The sequence below is a fragment of the Sphingorhabdus lacus genome, assembly GCF_009768975.1.
In the GTDB taxonomy this organism is placed as follows: domain Bacteria; phylum Pseudomonadota; class Alphaproteobacteria; order Sphingomonadales; family Sphingomonadaceae; genus Sphingorhabdus_B; species Sphingorhabdus_B lacus.
In genome coordinates this window covers 1,232,384-1,249,529 of the sequence record NZ_CP035733.1, presented here as the reverse complement: position 1 = coordinate 1,249,529, position 17,146 = coordinate 1,232,384, and the positions used below count along the sequence as shown (strand labels likewise).

At 59.6% G+C, this 17,146-nt stretch carries 18 protein-coding genes; 11 read left to right on the top strand and 7 right to left on the bottom strand.

Annotated features, from left to right (window positions below):
- The first annotated feature begins 118 nt into the window (after positions 1-118).
- From EUU25_RS05830 to ndk, 4 genes are all read left to right on the top strand, one after another.
- Entirely contained in the window at positions 119-1,576 is a 1,458-nt protein-coding gene (locus tag EUU25_RS05830; RefSeq protein WP_158899140.1) for a leucyl aminopeptidase, read from the top strand.
- A 12-nt stretch (positions 1,577-1,588) separates the two neighbouring features.
- The gene (locus EUU25_RS05825; protein WP_158899138.1) at positions 1,589-2,026 is read left to right on the top strand and encodes a DNA polymerase III subunit chi; all 438 of its coding nucleotides are present in this window, start codon (positions 1,589-1,591) and stop codon (positions 2,024-2,026) included.
- A gap of 39 nt (positions 2,027-2,065) precedes the next feature.
- On the top strand, positions 2,066-2,575 hold the full coding sequence (locus EUU25_RS05820; RefSeq protein ID WP_158899136.1) for a hypothetical protein: 510 nt from the start codon (positions 2,066-2,068) through the stop codon (positions 2,573-2,575).
- A 91-nt stretch (positions 2,576-2,666) separates the two neighbouring features.
- Positions 2,667-3,089, top strand: a complete 423-nt coding sequence (gene ndk, locus EUU25_RS05815) for a nucleoside-diphosphate kinase (protein ID WP_158899134.1) — start codon at positions 2,667-2,669, stop codon at positions 3,087-3,089.
- 174 nt (positions 3,090-3,263) lie between these two features.
- On the opposite strand, the gene EUU25_RS05810 is transcribed toward ndk, so the two are convergent.
- The 3 genes from EUU25_RS05810 to purM all read right to left on the bottom strand — a co-directional run bounded on the left by EUU25_RS05810 (position 3,264) and on the right by purM (position 6,395).
- Positions 3,264-4,247, bottom strand: a complete 984-nt coding sequence (locus EUU25_RS05810; protein WP_158899132.1) for a Kelch repeat-containing protein — start codon at positions 4,245-4,247, stop codon at positions 3,264-3,266.
- A gap of 72 nt (positions 4,248-4,319) precedes the next feature.
- Positions 4,320-5,270, bottom strand: coding sequence for a phosphoribosylglycinamide formyltransferase (gene purN / locus EUU25_RS05805; protein WP_158899130.1), 951 nt, complete (start codon positions 5,268-5,270; stop codon positions 4,320-4,322).
- Between the two features lie 18 nt (positions 5,271-5,288).
- Positions 5,289-6,395 carry a phosphoribosylformylglycinamidine cyclo-ligase gene (gene purM, locus EUU25_RS05800; RefSeq protein WP_158899128.1) on the bottom strand — a complete coding sequence of 369 codons (1,107 nt, stop codon included), beginning with the start codon at positions 6,393-6,395 and terminating at the stop codon, positions 5,289-5,291.
- Positions 6,396-6,456: 61 nt separating this feature from the next.
- On the opposite strand from purM, the gene EUU25_RS05795 reads away from it, so the two are divergent.
- Positions 6,457-7,530 carry a heavy-metal-associated domain-containing protein gene (locus tag EUU25_RS05795; protein WP_158899126.1) on the top strand — a complete coding sequence of 358 codons (1,074 nt, stop codon included), beginning with the start codon at positions 6,457-6,459 and terminating at the stop codon, positions 7,528-7,530.
- A gap of 18 nt (positions 7,531-7,548) precedes the next feature.
- Entirely contained in the window at positions 7,549-8,133 is a 585-nt protein-coding gene (locus EUU25_RS05790) for a P-loop NTPase family protein (RefSeq protein ID WP_158899124.1), read from the top strand.
- Here EUU25_RS05790 and EUU25_RS05785 read toward each other — a convergent pair.
- Both EUU25_RS05785 and rnd read right to left on the bottom strand, forming a co-directional pair.
- Positions 8,130-8,441 carry an I78 family peptidase inhibitor gene (locus tag EUU25_RS05785; protein WP_158899122.1) on the bottom strand — a complete coding sequence of 104 codons (312 nt, stop codon included), beginning with the start codon at positions 8,439-8,441 and terminating at the stop codon, positions 8,130-8,132. The genes EUU25_RS05790 and EUU25_RS05785 overlap by 4 nt on opposite strands.
- A complete protein-coding gene (gene rnd, locus EUU25_RS05780; protein WP_158899120.1) occupies positions 8,438-9,622 on the bottom strand; it encodes a ribonuclease D in 1,185 nt (394 codons plus the stop codon). The genes EUU25_RS05785 and rnd overlap by 4 nt, the downstream gene beginning before the upstream one ends.
- Before the next feature lie 95 nt (positions 9,623-9,717).
- Here rnd and aspS point away from each other — a divergent pair, with 95 nt between their 5' ends.
- Positions 9,718-11,502: an aspartate--tRNA ligase gene (aspS, locus tag EUU25_RS05775; protein ID WP_158899118.1), complete on the top strand. Its 1,785-nt coding sequence runs from the start codon at positions 9,718-9,720 to the stop codon at positions 11,500-11,502.
- Positions 11,503-11,594: 92 nt separating this feature from the next.
- Complete coding sequence (locus EUU25_RS05770) at positions 11,595-12,374, top strand: polyphosphate kinase 2 family protein (RefSeq protein WP_158899116.1); 780 nt, start codon at positions 11,595-11,597, stop codon at positions 12,372-12,374.
- A 207-nt stretch (positions 12,375-12,581) separates the two neighbouring features.
- On the opposite strand, the gene EUU25_RS05765 is transcribed toward EUU25_RS05770, so the two are convergent.
- Positions 12,582-13,070 (bottom strand): GreA/GreB family elongation factor, encoded by a 489-nt coding sequence (locus tag EUU25_RS05765; RefSeq protein ID WP_158899114.1) that lies wholly within the window; start codon positions 13,068-13,070, stop codon positions 12,582-12,584.
- A gap of 14 nt (positions 13,071-13,084) precedes the next feature.
- Entirely contained in the window at positions 13,085-15,124 is a 2,040-nt protein-coding gene (locus EUU25_RS05760; protein WP_158899112.1) for a lytic transglycosylase domain-containing protein, read from the bottom strand.
- An 88-nt stretch (positions 15,125-15,212) separates the two neighbouring features.
- On the opposite strand from EUU25_RS05760, the gene dapA reads away from it, so the two are divergent.
- From dapA to EUU25_RS05745, 3 genes are read left to right on the top strand one after another with little or no spacing between them, the layout of a single operon-like run.
- Entirely contained in the window at positions 15,213-16,088 is an 876-nt protein-coding gene (gene dapA, locus EUU25_RS05755) for a 4-hydroxy-tetrahydrodipicolinate synthase (RefSeq protein WP_158899110.1), read from the top strand.
- On the top strand, positions 16,088-16,570 hold the full coding sequence (gene smpB, locus EUU25_RS05750; RefSeq protein ID WP_158899108.1) for an SsrA-binding protein SmpB: 483 nt from the start codon (positions 16,088-16,090) through the stop codon (positions 16,568-16,570). The genes dapA and smpB overlap by 1 nt, the downstream gene beginning before the upstream one ends.
- On the top strand, positions 16,567-17,133 hold the full coding sequence (locus EUU25_RS05745) for a DUF2062 domain-containing protein (protein WP_158899106.1): 567 nt from the start codon (positions 16,567-16,569) through the stop codon (positions 17,131-17,133). The genes smpB and EUU25_RS05745 overlap by 4 nt, the downstream gene beginning before the upstream one ends.
- Positions 17,134-17,146: the final 13 nt, after the last annotated feature.

Here is a 17,146-nt window from a genome sequence, read left to right as displayed (position 1 = left end):
GCTGTATATGTGGTTAACAGCGGACAAACTGTGCTTATCTTTTGCTTTAAGTGACAGGCCAAATGGGCCTATAGAGCGCGGCAATAACCAACGCCCAGCGGAAAGGCTGACTATTTCCATGAAGATTGAATTTGTCCCCACACGTCCTGCCGAAGCCGATGTGCTCGCTTTCATCGTTACGAAAAGCAGCTTCGACGGATTCGCATTCCCCCTCGAAAATGCGCAGATGGTGCACGACACCGCGAAACTGGCGCGCTTCAAGGGCGAAGCAGGGCAAAGCTTCCTGCTGATCGCCAGCGAAGGCGGCAAGCTGGTCCGCATCGTCCTGCTGGGCGTTGCCGACGGGGATGCAGGCGATTACCAGAAGGCTGGCGGCGAAATCATCGCCAAGGTGCAGACCTCGGGCGCCAAGCATATTGCGATCCACGCCGAAAACCTCTCGGCGCAGGCCGCTGCCGAGGCCGCCTATGGCGCGACCTTGCGCAACTGGCGGATGGACAAATACCGCACCAAGCTTGCCGAAACGTCGAAGCCCTCGGTCGAGGCGCTGAGCGTCGCAGGCGCACCGGCAGAGGCCGCAGCGCTTTGGTCGCGTTATGCTGCCATCGCTGACGGTGTTGCACTGACCAAGGAACTGGTCACCGAGCCTGCCAATATCATCTACCCCGAAAGCTTTGTTGAACGGTGCAAGCATCTGGCGGATCTGGGCGTCGAAATCACCATCCTCGACGACAAGCAAATGGCCGAGCTCGGGATGGGCGCGCTGCTGGGCGTGGCGCAAGGTTCGCGTCGTCCGGCACGTCTGCTGGCGATGAAATGGGACGGTACCGGCGGCGCGCAAGCACGTCCGGTGGCGTTCGTCGGCAAGGGCGTGACCTTTGATACCGGCGGAATTTCCATCAAGCCTGCCGCAGGTATGGAAGATATGAAGTGGGATATGGGCGGCGCAGGTGCCGTTGCAGGCGTGATGAAGGCGCTCGCCGGACGCAAGGCCAAGGCCCATGTCGTCGGCATTTGCGGCCTTGTCGAAAATATGCCCGACGGCAATGCACAGCGTCCGGGCGACATCGTTACCTCCATGTCGGGGCAGACCATCGAAGTGCTGAACACCGATGCCGAAGGCCGTCTGGTCCTCTGCGATGCGCTGCACTGGACGCAGGAAACTTATAATCCCGAATATATCGTCGATCTCGCGACTCTGACAGGTGCGATCATCGTTTCGCTGGGCAGCGAATATGCCGGTATGTTTACCAACGACGATGGTCTTGCCGACAAGCTGACCGCCGCAGGCAAGGCCTCGGGCGACCCGCTCTGGCGTTTCCCGCTGTCCAAGGCCTATGACAAGATGATCGACAGCCCCATAGCCGATATGAAGAATATCGGCGGAAAGGGCGCAGGCTCAATCACCGCGGCCCAGTTCCTGCAGCGCTTCATCAAGGATGGCGTGAAATGGGCGCATCTCGACATCGCCGGCACGGTCTGGGCCGACAAGCCAGGCGCCGTCTGGGACAAGGGTGCGACCGGCTTCGGCGTGCGCCTGCTCGACCGCTTTGTGGCCGATAATTTCGAAGGCTAACGCCAAAAGGCGATGCAAGTCGATTTTTACCAGCTGACCCGTGACCCTGCCGAAAAGGTGATTCCCGTTCTCGCCCAGCGCGTGCTGGACGGGGACGGGCGGATGCTGGTGGTTAGCGGGGAAGGGGATCAACTGGACCGGCTGTCGACCGCGCTTTGGAATGCCAAGCCCGACAGCTTCCTCGCCCATGCAAAGGCAGGCGACGGGGATGATGCATTACAGCCCATCCTGCTCTCTGCCACGCCAGATGCGGCCAATGGCGCACGCTTCGTGGCGCTGGCCGACGGCGAATGGCGCGATGAGGCTCTGGGTTTCGACCGCATTTTCTACCTGTTTCCGCCCAGCCACACGGACAATGCCCGCACCGCCTGGCGCACGCTTGCCAGCCGTGAGGATGTCGAGCGCCGTTATTGGAAACAGGATGGCGGCAAATGGGTGCAGGGCCCCTGATTTTATGATAGGTCGCGGTGCACTTTTTGGAGGAAAAACATGCGACACCTTATCCCTTTTGCCGCGCTGCTGGCGCTGACCGCTTGCGGAAGCAAGGACGAAACGACCACCGTCACCACCGCTGATGGTGAGGAAATCAAGATCACGTCGGACACCGATAATAATTCCGAAAGCGGCACGATCACCTTTGAAGGCAAGGATGGCGAGGGCAAGATTACCTTCGGTGACGCGGCTTCGGGCCAGAAACTTCCCCTTGATATGCCTGTCTATCCGGGCGGCGAAGTGAAGGGCACCTTTACCGGAGGAGACGGCAAGGGCGAGCAGGGTGGTATGGCCACCGTGATGACCAAAGATCCCGCCGCAAAGGTCATCGACTATTATAAAGCGGAAGCAGCAAAGCGGGGTTACGCCATCAAGACCACGTCGTCGGCCAATGATATGGCCAGCTTTTCCGCCGAAGGAAAAGGCGGCGAGACTTTGGTGATCACGGCCTCGCCCAGTGAAGGCGAGGGCACGGCGGCTGTCATCATGGGTGGCACGAAGAACTAAAGCCACGCCTCTATCACAACCCTTGCCATGCTGCGCCGCAGCGGCTAGAGGCGCGCCAGTTTTTCACACATAGTTATCAGGAGTTTCTCCCATGGCGGTTACCCGCACCTTTTCGATCATCAAGCCCGACGCAACCCGCCGTAACCTGACCGGTGCGGTCACCAAGATGCTGGAAGAAGCCGGTCTGCGCGTCGTTGCGTCCAAGCGCATCCACATGAGCCGCGAACAGGCCGAAGGCTTCTACGCCGTGCACAAAGAGCGCCCCTTCTTCGGCGAACTGGTTGATTTCATGATCAGCGGCCCCGTCGTCGTGCAGGTTCTGGAAGGCGAAAACGCCATGCAGCGCAACCGCGACATCATGGGCGCAACCAACCCTGCAAATGCCGAACCCGGCACGATCCGCAAGGAACTGGCCGAAAGCATCGAAGCCAACACCGTCCACGGTTCGGACAGCGACGAGAACGCCGCGATTGAAATCGCCTACTTCTTCAAGCCGGAAGAGATTGTCGGCTAATTAAAACTCCCTCTCCCGTTGGGAGAGACACCGAGACTTTTGATCTTTGATCGCAAGTCGCAGCGGTGAGGGGAACGGCCTTATCGACAGGGCCCACCCCCTCACCAGCACCGCCGCATTCGCTGCGCTCATAAGGCTTTGTATCCTGGCCCAATGAGAAGGGGAATTGCCTTCTCAAACCTTTCGCATTTCCCAGACATCGTTGGAATATTCGAACAGGGTTTCACCATTTTCGACATGCGATGATTTTCCACCGGTCATCAACATCCGTGTGCCGTCCGTCCATGTCGCCATGCCTCCCCTGGCAGACCAGGGAGCCGATATCGGGGTCCAGTCCCGGCCATTGGGTGAAACGATCATTTCGCTTTTGAACGCGCCCGAACGGTTTGCCCCGACAAGCCAGAGTTGGTTGTCAAAGACCTGGGGGACATAGGCAGTCGGATCGGGATGTCCCACATGATCGGCGATCTTTGTCCATGCACGACCATCCCTGGTCGACCAGACTTCGCTGCGTATGATGTCGCTGCCCGGTTCGCCATCAATCTCACCGCCACCAATCAGGAGCAACCGGTCCTGAAATGCGACCGCTTTCGCCTGAGTCCGTGGGGACCAAGGGGGATCGGGCATCTTGTCCCAAGACTGTCCGTCTGCTGAACGCCAAATATGATTGACGCTCTGTCGCCCGTCAAAGCCGCCCAATAACCAGATAAAGCCGCCGAAACTGACGCAGCCATAGAATATCACGCCGGGCAAGGATGGCGTGTCCAGTTCCTCCCACCGCCGATAGTCCGTTGTGCGCCAGACTTTTTTGTCGATCGTAAATTCCTGATAATTCCCCTGATGCCGTCCGAGCGCGAAACTTGAGTTCCCGTGCTGAACGACGCCCATATAGGCGGTGTTGTTGGGAACAGCCGGCAGGCTTTCCTTTGTCCATGTGACGGCATCGGTCGATGACCATGTGCCGCGGGGATGCAGGGCGAAATATCGGCCACCGGGCGCGATATGTACCGGGTAATTGTAGGATTTCGGGTAAGGTGCCTCGTCCAAAATCCGTGTCCACCGATACTGTGTAGACGGCGCTGCGCCCCGTTCATCCGCTGGAAAACACGAAATGGCAGGCAAGCTCGCCATGCCCGTCAAGACCGCCCTGCGGCTCATGTAGAAATCATTTGCCACGGGGTATTTTAACCCCGCTGGCAATTCAGGCGCAATGGATTTTGCGGTAATCCTTTAAAACTCCCCCGCCACATCCATCAGCTTTGTCAACTTTTTCGGAGCCACCGCGCGCCAGCTTTTGGCGAGCCAGTCGGCAATATGGTCCCAGTCTGTGTCGCCCAGATCAAGTCGGATGCCGATCCAGCCGTCGCCGAAATAGGCGGGGCGGTAATAGCGGTCTTCGTCGCTGTCGATCAGCATCGCCTGTTCTTCCGCGCCGCTGATTTTCACCAAAAGCGCGGTTTTGCCGTCGCCATGGTGGTCGACCGAAACATAAGCGAATTTCTTGCCGCCGATGATGCCGAAGCAGGGCATGCCATGGGAGGATACCTCGTCTGCTTCGGGTTGCGCCATCGCGCGTTCGCGGACTTGCGCGACCAGCCATTCGGGATCTTTATCGCGCGACACATAGGCGGACAGGATGCGCGGGTAGAGCTGGTGTTCGGCTATTTTAACTCGCTCCGCGAGCGTTTCGGCGGTGTCGTTGGGGCGGATTAAGACTTCGGTCTGGCCGAGTACAGGGCCTGCATCAAGCTCCGGGGTCACCAGATGTACGCTGCATCCTGCCACTTTATCGCCCGCATCCAGGGCGCGCTGATGCGTATGCAACCCGGTATATTTGGGGAGCAAAGACGGGTGGATGTTGAGCATCCTGCCTTCCCATTGCTGGACAAAGGCGTCGCTCAATATGCGCATATAGCCTGCAAGCGCGACATGGGTCGCGTCGGCTTTCTCGATCTGCTGCTGCATGATCGCGTCGAAGGCGGCGCGATCGATGCCCTTGTGCGATTGGGCGAAAGTGGAGATGCCTTCGCCCTGCGCCAATGTCAGCCCTTCGGCATCGGGATTGTTGCTGGCCACCAGAACGATTTCATAGGGGCAATCGGGGTGCTTGGCGGCGTAGAGCAGCGCAGCCATGTTCGTGCCGCTGCCCGAGATCAGGACGGCGACTTTGGCTCTGGTCATTGCGCCGCCTTTAGATTGTCATCCCGCATGCGTAGCGGTCCAGTCGCTTTTCGCGCTCCATGTTTCGGTGCTGCCTTTAACCGTGCAGCCTTTCTCTCCGGCTGCGATATGCCCGATGCGATATGCAGTTTCCCCGGCGGCTTCCATTGCCGCAAGCACAACCGCCACGTCCGCTTGTGCGACGACAATAGCCATGCCGATGCCACAGTTGAAGGTGCGGGCCATTTCCTCAGGCTCGATATTTCCCTGTGCCTGCAAAAATGCCATCAGGCGTGGCTGTTCCCATGCGTCCGCGTCGATATGCGCGTGCAGGCCAGCCGGCAGGATGCGGGGGATATTTTCCAGCAGGCCGCCGCCGGTGATGTGCGCCATGGCGTGCACCTTGCCCGTGCGGACGAGCGGCAGAAGCGATTTCACATAGATACGCGTCGGCGCCATCAGCGCATCGATCAGCAGCACATTCTGGTCAAAAAGGGCAGGGCGGTCGAGTTTCCAGCCCTTGTCAGCGGCAAGGCGGCGGACAAGCGAGAAGCCATTGCTGTGCACACCCGATGATGCGAGGCCGAGAATGACATCGCCGTCGGCAACCTTGTCTGCGGTCAGCACCTGATCGCGCTCGACCGCGCCGACGCAGAAACCGGCGAGGTCGTAGTCGCCCTCGCTGTACATGCCCGGCATTTCGGCCGTTTCGCCGCCGATCAGCGCGCAGCCCGCCTGTTTGCAGCCTTCAGCGATACTGGCGACGACGGCGGTTGCGACATCATTGTCGAGTTTGCCAGTCGCATAATAGTCGAGGAAGAACAGAGGCTCGGCGCCCTGGACGATCAAATCATTGGCGCACATCGCGACAAGATCGATCCCGACACCCTCATGGCGGCCCGATTCGATGGCGAGCTTCAGCTTGGTGCCGACGCCGTCATTGGCGGCGACCAAAAGGGGATCGTTAAATCCTGCTGCTTTCAGATCGAAAAAGCCCCCAAATCCGCCGAGATCGGCGTCTGCGCCGGCGCGGCGCGTGGCCTTGGCCAGCGGCGCAATGGCGCGCACCAGTGCGTTGCCGGTTTCGATGGATACACCCGCCTTGGCATAGGTGTAGGATTCGGATTGCTGATCTTTTGCGTCCATTTGTCGCCGTTAGCGAGAACAGGGTTGGAATTCCACGTCTATGTCGCCTAAAGGCAGGGTGATGTTAAAAATGGGCGGGAAATGGTTTCGAATTGCGGCGATCGGCCTGCCTTTGGCGCTGATCGGCGGCGGGATTGTTGTCGCCCAGATCGAAGGCCCCAAGCGCGGAATAGCGCCGATTGCAAGCTCGGGTGACTTTGAAGTCACGGGCGTTGCGGTCAATATCAGCGGCAAAAACGCATTCGACGCCCGGCAAAAGGGCTGGGAAGAGGCGCAGCGTCTCGCCTGGGCGGCCTTGTGGCGCAAAACCCATGGCGGCGCGGGATCGACTCTGTCCGATTCGACGCTGGACGGAATTGTCGCCGCGATCGTGGTGGAAAATGAACAGATTGGCCCGCGGCGCTATGTCGCGAAGCTGAGCGTGCTGTTCGACCGCGCGAGGGCAGGGCAGTTGCTGGGGGTTAGCGGGGTGACGATCAAATCCGCGCCGCTCTTGCTGTTGCCGGTGACCTATTCGGCGGGCGCGCCCACGGTATTTGAGCAGCGCACCTCGTGGCAGCGCAGCTGGGCCAAATTCCGCACCGCCGAAAGCCGCATCGACTATGTGCGGCCAAGCGGGGCAGGCGGCGAATCGCTTCTGCTGAATGCCGGGCAAATGGACCGGCGCAGCCGTATCTGGTGGCGCACGATCCTCGACCAGTTTGGCGCGGCCGACGTTATCATCCCCATTGCGCGGATCGAGCGGCAATGGCCGGGCGGTCCGGTTATCGGCCGTTTTTCCGCGCGCTATGGTCCGGATAACAAGTTTCTGGGGTCTTTCACCCTCAAAACCAGCAGCAGCGCCGGGATACCGGCGATGATGGACCAGGCCGTGGTGCGGATGGACCAGCTGTTCCAGTCCGCGCTGAGCGCCGGGACATTGCGCGCCGACGCCTCGCTCGTCCTCGAACCCGAAGTGGTGGAGGAAGAGGAGCTGGAGACCGAAGAGGAAGTGCCGCTGGAGGGTGAGGTCGATCCCAATATCGAGGCACCGGCGGTGCAATCGCTGGAGGATGTCGTCCGGTCCATCGCGCCCGAACCCGCGCCGCAGCGTGAACCTGCCGCCCCGGCCCCGGCGCAGCCTCCGCGTCCGTGAGCGACCATCGCCGGTAAAATGCGCCAGATTGCCTTACCCTTGGACGAATTGCGCGGTGGCGCGTCGTCCAGCCTGATTATCACGCCATCCAACGCCACCGCCTTTGCCGGCCTCGGCAGCGCGGCAAACTGGCCCCGGCATTGCGCGATCCTTGTCGGGCCCGCACGGTCGGGCAAAAGCCTGATGGCGCGCTATTTCAGCGGGCAGGGCGGGACCGTCATCGACAATGCGGAGGCAAATTCCGCCGAAAATCTGTTCAACGCGTGGAACAGGGCGCAGGAAAGCGTGGTCCCGCTTCTGCTCATCTCGCGCTGGTTGCCCGCCGATTGGAACATCGCCTTGCCCGATCTGAAGTCACGGCTGGGGTCGGCTATGCTGCTGGAAATCGGGGCGCCCGATGACGAGATGGTCGAACAGTTGCTGCAAAAGCAGCTCGCCGACCGGGGCGCCGCCATCACCATGGACGCGCTCAGCTATGTCAAAAGGCGCATCGAACGCAGCTACGCCGGGATCGAAAGCTTCGCCCGCGCCGCCAACGCGATGGCGCTCGCGGAAAATGCGCCGGTCAACCTGACATTGGTGAAAAAGGTACTGGACGCCTAGCCGCAGTTGATGCGGGTGATGATCATGTCGTCATTATAATGCACGTTCAGCCGGTCGGCGCGATAGTCCATGGTCGCGGCGGAGCGTGGCGGCATCCAGCGGAGCGAGGCGGAACCACTTTCCTTCACCAGCTTGCTTCCCAATTCGGGGCTGCTTTTCTGGCCGATGGCATATTGTACCGATTCGGCCGCACAGGCGAGGCCGGCCGCTGGTACCGCCGGAAGCGGTTCAGCGGCGGCAGGCGCGTCCTGCTGCGGTTTGGCGCAGGCGGTGGCCGCCATACAGGCAAGCAATGCAATCATTCTCATGGGGCCAGATCCTCTTCATGGGTGCGCGTCATCTTCAGCTTACCATTGACGACAGCAAAGGCCAAACGGCCTTCCACCAGATCCAACGCATCATGGCCAAATTGTTCGTAACGCCAGCCGGTCAGAAGCTCCAACCCCTCCCGCTCGCCTGCCGCCAGCCGTTCCAGCTCTTCGGTCCGCACGATCAGGCGCGGCGCAACATTGATTTCCCGCGACCGGATTTTCAGCAACAGCTTCAGCAGATCGGCGACCAGAGACCCTTCCTTGCCGCCGCCCGCACCATTGCGGTGGCGTTCGGGCAGATCATCCTTGGAAAGCGGCTTGGCCCCCTCGATAACGCCAATCAAGCGCGCGCCGATTTCATTGTCGCGCCAGGCTGGCGAAAGACCGCGCACCTTGGGCAGGTCGGCCTGCGTTTTGGGCGGATGCGCGGCGATGTCGGCGAGGGTTTCGTCCTTCATGATCCGCCCGCGCGGGATATTCTTGCGCTGCGCCTCTCGCTCGCGCCAGGCGGCCATGGCCTTCAGACGGCCGAGCACATCGGGTTTACGCGACTGCACCTTGATGCGCATCCACGCCTTTTCAGGATCATTGCGGTAGTTTTCCGCGTCCGAAATCCGCTCCATCTCGTCATTCAGCCATAGACCGCGGCCCGTGCTTTTTAGCTTTTCGAGCATCATCGGGAAAATCACCGACAAATGCGTCACATCGGCAATGGCATAGTCAATCTGCCTTTTGTCGAGCGGACGACGCGACCAGTCGGTAAAGCGCGCACCCTTGTCGAGCTGGATACCCATCCACAGATCAACCAGATTGGAATAGCCAATCTGCTCGCCTTGGCCCAGCGCCATCGCCGCAATCTGCGTGTCAAACATCGGGTGCGGTGTCTTGCCCGTCAGGTTGAAGAAGATTTCGATATCCTGCCCACCGGCATGGAAAACCTTCAGCACATCTTCATTATTGCACAAAAGTTCGAGCATCGGGGTCATATCGAGCCCGTCGGCCTTGGGATCGATGGCCGCCGCTTCGTTGGCGTCGGCCAACTGGATCAGGCAAAGGTCGGGATAATAAGTGTTTTCCCGCATAAATTCTGTATCAACCGCAACAAATGGCGATTGCGCAAGGCGCGCGCATAATTCGGCGAGGCGTTTGCTGTCGGTGATGAGTGGATGAATCTGCATGTGGCATGGGCCATAACAGGCATTCACGACTTGACAAAGTGTTGCTGCAAGGTTGTTAGGCGCGCTTTCCACAGCTTTTTTGAATTGAGTAAACAATGCACGCTTATCGCACGCACAAATGCGCGGAACTTCGCGCTTCCAATGTTGGAGACACTGTCCGTCTGTCGGGCTGGATCCATCGTAAGCGCGATCATGGCGGTGTTCTCTTCGTCGACTTGCGCGACCATTATGGCATGACGCAGATTGTCGCGGACAGCGACAGCCCCGCTTTGCCGATTCTGGAAGGTCTTCGCCTTGAAAGCGTCGTCACCATCGATGGCGACGTAAAGGCGCGCAGCGAAGCGACCGTCAACCCGAACCTACCCACCGGCGAGATCGAACTGTTCGCGCGCAGCGTGACGATCCTCAGCAAATCCGAAGAATTGCCGCTGCCCGTCGCAGGGGAGCAGGAATATCCCGAAGAAACGCGCCTGAAATACCGCTTCCTCGACCTGCGCCGCGAAACGCTGCACGCCAATATCGTGAAGCGTACGCAGATCATTCGCGAAACCCGCCGCCGGATGGAAGATATCGGCTTCACCGAATATTCGACGCCGATCCTGACCGCATCCAGCCCCGAAGGCGCGCGCGACTTCCTCGTGCCCAGCCGTATCCATCCCGGCAAATTCTTCGCGCTGCCGCAGGCGCCGCAGCAATATAAGCAATTGCTGATGGTCGCCGGTTTCGACCGCTATTTCCAGATTGCGCCATGCTTCCGCGACGAAGACCCGCGCGCCGACCGTCTGCCCGGTGAATTTTACCAGCTCGACCTCGAAATGAGCTTCGTCACACAGGAAGAAGTGTGGGACACGATGGAACCCGTCATGGCGGGCGTGTTCGAAAGCTTTGCCGAAGGCCGCAAGGTCACCCCCGCAGGCGAATTCCCGCGCATCCCCTATTCCAAGGCGATGCTCGACTATGGCACCGACAAGCCCGACCTGCGCAACCCCATCATCATCCATGATGTGACCGAGCATTTCCGCAAGAGCGGCTTTGGCCTGTTCGAGCGCATCGTTGAAGGCGGCGGCGTTGTGCGCGCTATCCCTGCGCCAGGCACGGCGGAAAAGAGCCGCAAATTCTTCGACGACATGAACGACTGGGCCCGCAGCGAAGGCCATGCAGGCCTTGGCTATGTCACGCGCAAGGGCGGCGAATTTGGTGGACCTATCGCGAAGAACCATGGCGAAGAGGGCATGAAGGCGCTGTATGAGGCCATCGGCCTTGGCCCCGATGACGGCTGCTTCTTTGCCGCTGGCAAGGAAGATCAGGCGGCGAAGCTGGCTGGTGCCGCACGCACCCGCACCGGCGAGCAACTTGACGTGATTGAAAAGGACGCGTTCCGTTTCTGCTGGATTATCGACTTCCCCTTCTACGAATGGGACGAAGAGGAAAAGAAGGTCGATTTTGCGCACAACCCATTCTCGATGCCGCAAGGTGGCCTCGAAGCGTTGGAAACGCAGGACCCGTTGACCATAAAGGCATTCCAATATGACATGGTCTGCAACGGCTATGAACTTGCCTCTGGCTCGATCCGGAACCAGCATCCCGACCTGATGGTCAAGGCGTTCGAACTGACCGGCCTGACGCAGGCCGATGTCGAGGAACGCTTTGGCGGCATGTATCGTGCTTTCCAATATGGCGCGCCCCCGCATGGCGGCATGGCGGCAGGTGTGGACCGTATGGTAATGTTGCTGTGCGGCGTGCAAAACCTGCGCGAAATCACGCTATTCCCGATGAACCAGCGCGCCGAAGATCTGTTGATGGGCGCTCCGTCGCCCGCCATGGCGAAGCAATTGCGCGAACTGCATATCCGCGTGGTGGAACAGCCACCCAAGGCATAAGCGTCTAACGTACAGCCCAAACCTGTCCCCCTTTAGTACGCTGCTGAATGGGGGGCTTGTTTGCGGCGGCAACTGCATTGCATAACGGCTTCATGATAGACCTTTCCGACTTTGAATCCGGCGCCAAATATGATGGCGATTATGATGCGGATCTGAAGGCGCTGCAGGACCGCATGGCGGAACTGCAATCGCTTCATATCCTGCATGGCGCGCGTACGCTGATTATCGTCGAAGGCTGGGATGCGGCCGGAAAGGGCGGGGCGATCAAGCGCCTGACCGCCACGCTGGATCCGCGCTATTATCAGGTTTTCCCCATATCGGCGCCCACGCGCGAAGAGAAGGACAAGCACTTCCTCTGGCGTTTCTGGAACAAGCTGCCCGGAAAATGCGAAATGAGCATCTGGGACCGCAGCCATTATGGCCGCGTGCTGGTCGAACGGGTCGAGGGATTTTGCAGCGAGGCCGAATGGCGGCGCGGCTTTGACGAGATCAACGAATTTGAATCGCGTCAGGGCGAGATTGGTACCAAGATCATCAAGCTGTTCCTGCACGTGACGCAGGAAACACAGGACAAGGTCCTGACCGAACGCCTGGATGACCCCGCAAAACGGTGGAAAGTAACCACGGAAGATTTCCGCAACCGCGATAAGCGCGAAGAATATCTCGACGCGATGAAAGACATGTTCAAACGCACCCACACCCATTGGGCACCCTGGACTGTCATCGACAGCAACAACCAGAAAGCCGCCCGCATCGCCGTCCTCGCGTATGTGGTCAAGGAACTGGAAAATAGCGTCCCGCAGCATTTCCCCGATGCCGACGAAGCGATCCTGGCGCTGGCCAAGGATGCGTTGGGGTATAAGTCGGATTGATTGCGTAATTGCTCGCGACGGTTGCTCTAAGCCTCACTGTCGCGCCCCTCACCAACTCCGCCTAGGCCTTGCGGCCAAGGCTCCGTATCCTCTCCCCTAAAGGGGAGAAGCCAGGCACTATTCCCTCTCCCCTTCAGGGGAGAGGTACGCAGTCTTACGGCTTTAGCCGTTAGACGAAGTGGAGAGGGGGAGTTCGTCCGCTAAACCCTACTCCACCCCATCCGGATAGCTGATCTCCATCACTTCCCATTCCTTGGGACCTGACGGCAGAGTGACGGTTTTGACATCGCCGACCTTGGCCCCGCGCAGCGCGCGGGCGAGGGGGGAGTTCCAGCCTATGCGGCCGTCGGACGCTTCGGCTTCGTCGTCGCCGACGATGGTGACGGTGCGGTGGGTGTCGTCAATGTCGGCGAGCAGGATTGTTGCGCCGAAAAACACGCGGCTGCGGTCGGGTTGTTTTGCTGGATCGAGGACATTTGCAAACTTCATTTTCTTGGACAATTGGCCAAGTTCGCGGTCTATCGCGCGCAGCTTTTGCTTGCCGTAGATATAGTCGCCATTTTCACTGCGGTCGCCATTGCCTGCGGCCCAGCTGACCGTTTCGACTACAGCGGGGCGTTCCACGGCAAAGAGTTGCTGGTATCGCGCGCGCAAGGCTGCGAATCCGGCGGGGGTAATCGGGTTGGTACGTTCCATGGGGGTGACCTATGTCACCCCGGCGTGGATTTGCCCAGATAGGTACTGAGCGGCGTTGCCGAGCGGATCCGCGCCTTTTCCGGATGCAGATGGTCATACATCACGGCATTTTCCAGAACGCGGTACACATAATCGCGTGTCTCGCTCAGCGGGATTTTCTCGATCCATTCCATCATGCCGATCTCGCCGGTACGCGGGTCGCCATAAGCTTTAAGCCATTTGTTCACATTGCCCGGACCACCATTATAGGCCGCAATCGCCAGCGGGTAGCTGCCGCCGTAATAATCGAGCATCCGTTGAATATAAGTCGAGCCGAGCGAAATGTTGTAGTCGGTATCGACGGTCAGCGCATCGGGGCGATAGGCCATCGATATCTTGCCCGATGTCTCGCGGGCGGTTCCGGGCATCAACTGCATGAGGCCGCGCGCGCCGGCGTGGCTGACTGCGGCTTTGTCGAACTGGCTTTCCTGACGCATGATGGCGTGCGCCAGCGTCCAGTTGTGATTTTGCGAGGCCGGGACGTCAACGGTGGGGTAACCATTGCCCAAAAGATCGGCATAGCCATAATAGCGGGCGGTACGACCCGCCATGACCGCCAGATCCGGGCGGTTTATCTTTTTGGACAGACCGATCGCACTGGCAAATTCGGCCCGGGTTTTCGCATTCTGTGAAATCGCGCGGAGGAAGTTGCTCTGGTCCCTCCAGGTGCCATATTTCGATGCGAGTGCAGCCGCCAGATAAACGGGAGGCGTGTTTGTGTCGGTAAGCTGGGGTGGCGTAACGGCGATCTTCGGTACAGGCGGAAGAGGGCGTTTCAACTGCTCAAGCGACAATTGCCCAAAAAAGCTGTCGTAATAAATGGCAGCCTGCTCATAATATTTGGTCGCACCGGCAACATCTCTATTCTGGGCGGCGGCTTTGCCTGCCCAATGCCAACCCTTTGAACGGGTTTGCGGCGATTTAGCGGCGTTTGCATAGCTCACGAACATCGCCGCGGCATCGCCGGGTCGGTTCAGGCGATCCATCGCCAATGTGCCAGCGAGCCAGGTGAGGCTTGTATAATGGTCGCGTGTTGTCAGGTCTTGGTCGACCATGACCAGCCCCGGTGTTGGCGCGTCATCGACCCGTGAGGCGATGCGGTAGGCTACGTCATATTGTCCGTCTTTTGCGGCTGCTTGGGCGTGGGTCAGAAGTAGCTTGTACCAGTCTTTCAACACAGGGGCAGGTGCGACGAGGCGGCCACGATTCGCAAGAAGTTCGCGTGCCGCATAAGTGTTGCCGGAAACGCGCAAGGCATCGACGCGCGCGGCGAGCAGGCTTGCTTCGTTATTGGCACTGTTGCCGGCTTCCTGGACTTTCAGGGCAGCGTCAGGGCTGTTCTGGCGTGTCGCCAGTGTCGCAGCGAAGGCTGGTCGGCGTTGCGGGGACGTATATCCGATCCATCTTTCTGCCGCGCGGGTTGAACTTGACCAGAGAAGGCGGTCAACGCGGGCGTCATGGTCTGTCGCAGTCAGGCTGGACCCTGCGATGCGGAACAGGCGGGCCTCGTCATCATCGGACAAGGGGCCGCCACGCCACGCTTCACGGGCGAACTTTGCGGCACGCGCCTTGTCGCCGCTGGCATCAAGCGCCATCGCGAATTTGGCCCGTCCGCCGTTGGTCAGCGGGGGTAGGCGGTCGAAATAGGCAACGACCTGCGACGGCGAAAAACTGAGCGGGTTGATCGCTTGCTCGGCATTTTTGCGCATATCGTCGGCATTGGGCCAGTCGGGATAGTCCATCAGGAACGACGCATAATCGCTGAAGCTGTAGCTTGCTGACGCGCTCAACATCTTCCAGCGTTGCAGCGCGGCGGGGATTTTGCCTTCGCTGGGGTCATATTGGACGACGGGAGCGACAGGTGCAGGCTGTCCGGCCGTCGGGGCAGGGGTGGTTGCCGCCGTGCCGGTCCCGGGCTGCCAGATAATTTCAGGTTGCTGTTGTGCCGCTGCCATCGCAGTAGCAGGAAGAATCAGCAGTGATGCTGAAATGAGATGCTTTACCATGCTGGACATATTATGTGCCCCATCCTTATCAGGTGCTGAACGAACGACTATATTCCCCATAGCCGCCATCTATGGTCTAAAATGAAAGATATATGCCATGTTTTCCGGATCAATACCGGCCCTAGTGACTCCTTTTTGCGACGGGGCGTTTAGCGAGAAGCATTTTCGCGCGCTGATCGACTGGCAAATCGACAATGGATCGAGCGCTTTGGTGCCTGCCGGGACGACGGGGGAATCATCGACTCTGTCCAATGCGGAGCATCATCGCGTGATCGAGGTGTGCATCGAACAGGCCGCCGGGCGCGTGCCGGTCATTGCGGGCTGCGGCTCGAACGACACCAATAACGCGATCCTGCACCTCAATTTCTCCAAGAAAAGCGGTGCGGCGGCTGGGCTTGTGGTTGCGCCTTATTATAACCGGCCCAATCAGGAGGGCATCTATGCCCATTTTGAGGCGATGACGAAGAAGAATGACCTGCCGATCGTGCTGTATAACGTCCCGGCGCGGACGGTGACGGATATCAAGCCGGAGACTGTGGCGCGGCTGGCGAAGCTGCCGACGGTTATCGGGATAAAGGATGCGAGCGGGGATATGCCACGGGTTACCGATCATCGGTTGGCCTGTGGCCCGGACTTCTGCTTATTGTCCGGCGTGGATGAACAGTCATTGGCCTTTAACGCTGCAGGCGGGGTGGGCTGCATCTCGGTGACCGCCAATGTCGCGCCCAAGCTGTGCGCGGAGTTTCAGGCGGCCTGCGCAACGGGCGACTATGAGTTGGCACGTAATCTGAATGACAAGCTCTATCCGCTTCATCTTGCGCTATTTTCCGATGCATCGCCCGGGCCGATCAAATACGCCCTGTCGCGCGTTATCGAAGGCTTCCCCACCGAACTCCGCCTGCCGATGACCCCGCCGAGCGAGGCCAGCCGCCGTCAGGTCGACGCCGCTTTGGAGAATGCAGGTCTCATCTGATGTCGCGTCCCAAAACCGAAGAGTTCAACAAGGTCAAAACCGTCGCCGAAAACCGGCGCGCGCGGTATGATTACCATATCGACGATAAATATGAGGCCGGGATCGTGCTGACCGGGACAGAAGTCAAATCGCTGCGCTTTGGCGAAGGATCGATTGCGGAGAGCTATGCCGAGGTCAAGGACGACCAGATTTGGCTGATCAACGCAAATATCCCGGAGTTCAGCCACGGCAACCGCTACAACCATGAACCCAAGCGGCCCCGTAAATTGCTCCTTAATCTTCGCGAGATAAACAAGCTGCACGGCGCCGTGATGCGCCAGGGTATGACGCTTGTCCCGCTGTCGATCTATTTCAACGGCAAGGGGCGGGCAAAGGTAGAACTTGCGCTCGCCAAGGGTAAGAAGGCCCCCGACAAGCGCGCGACCGAGAAGGAACGCGATTGGAAGCGCGAGCAGGGACGTATCATGCGGGATCGCGGATGAGCAAATTTGGCGCCTGGATACAGCGGCAAGCCCCGACGCGTGACAGCTTCGAGCGCAGCCGTTTCCTGCGCCCCTTTGCGCAGCGTGTCTTCCATCCCGCGCTGTGGCGTTTCACGCGCCGTTCGGTGCCGCGCGGCGTTGCGCTGGGCCTGCTTGTCGGTATTTTCCTGCTGATTCCCGGCGTCCAGATCGCAGGCGTTGCCTTGCTGGCTTTGCCCGTGCGCGCCAATATTCCCATCGGCGCGGCCATGACTTTCCTAAGCATGCCCGCCACGACTCCCTTCATCCTGTTCGCATCGGTCTATGTCGGCGAATCGGTACTGCGGCTGAGCGGCGGGTCGGGGCGTTTTTACGAATTGATCGAAACCAGCGCGCCCTTGTCGGCGTGGATGGACTTCGTGTGGACCGAGGCACCCATGGCGCTGGTACAGGGCGTCGCGGGACTCGCCATCATCTCGGTGGTGGCCGCAGCACTGGGCTATGTGCTGGCTGCATGGTTCTGGCGCTGGTGGATCAGTTCCAAATGGCGACGCCGGTCGAAAGCACTTGCGGCTGGTGGATAATCTGTAGCTTGGC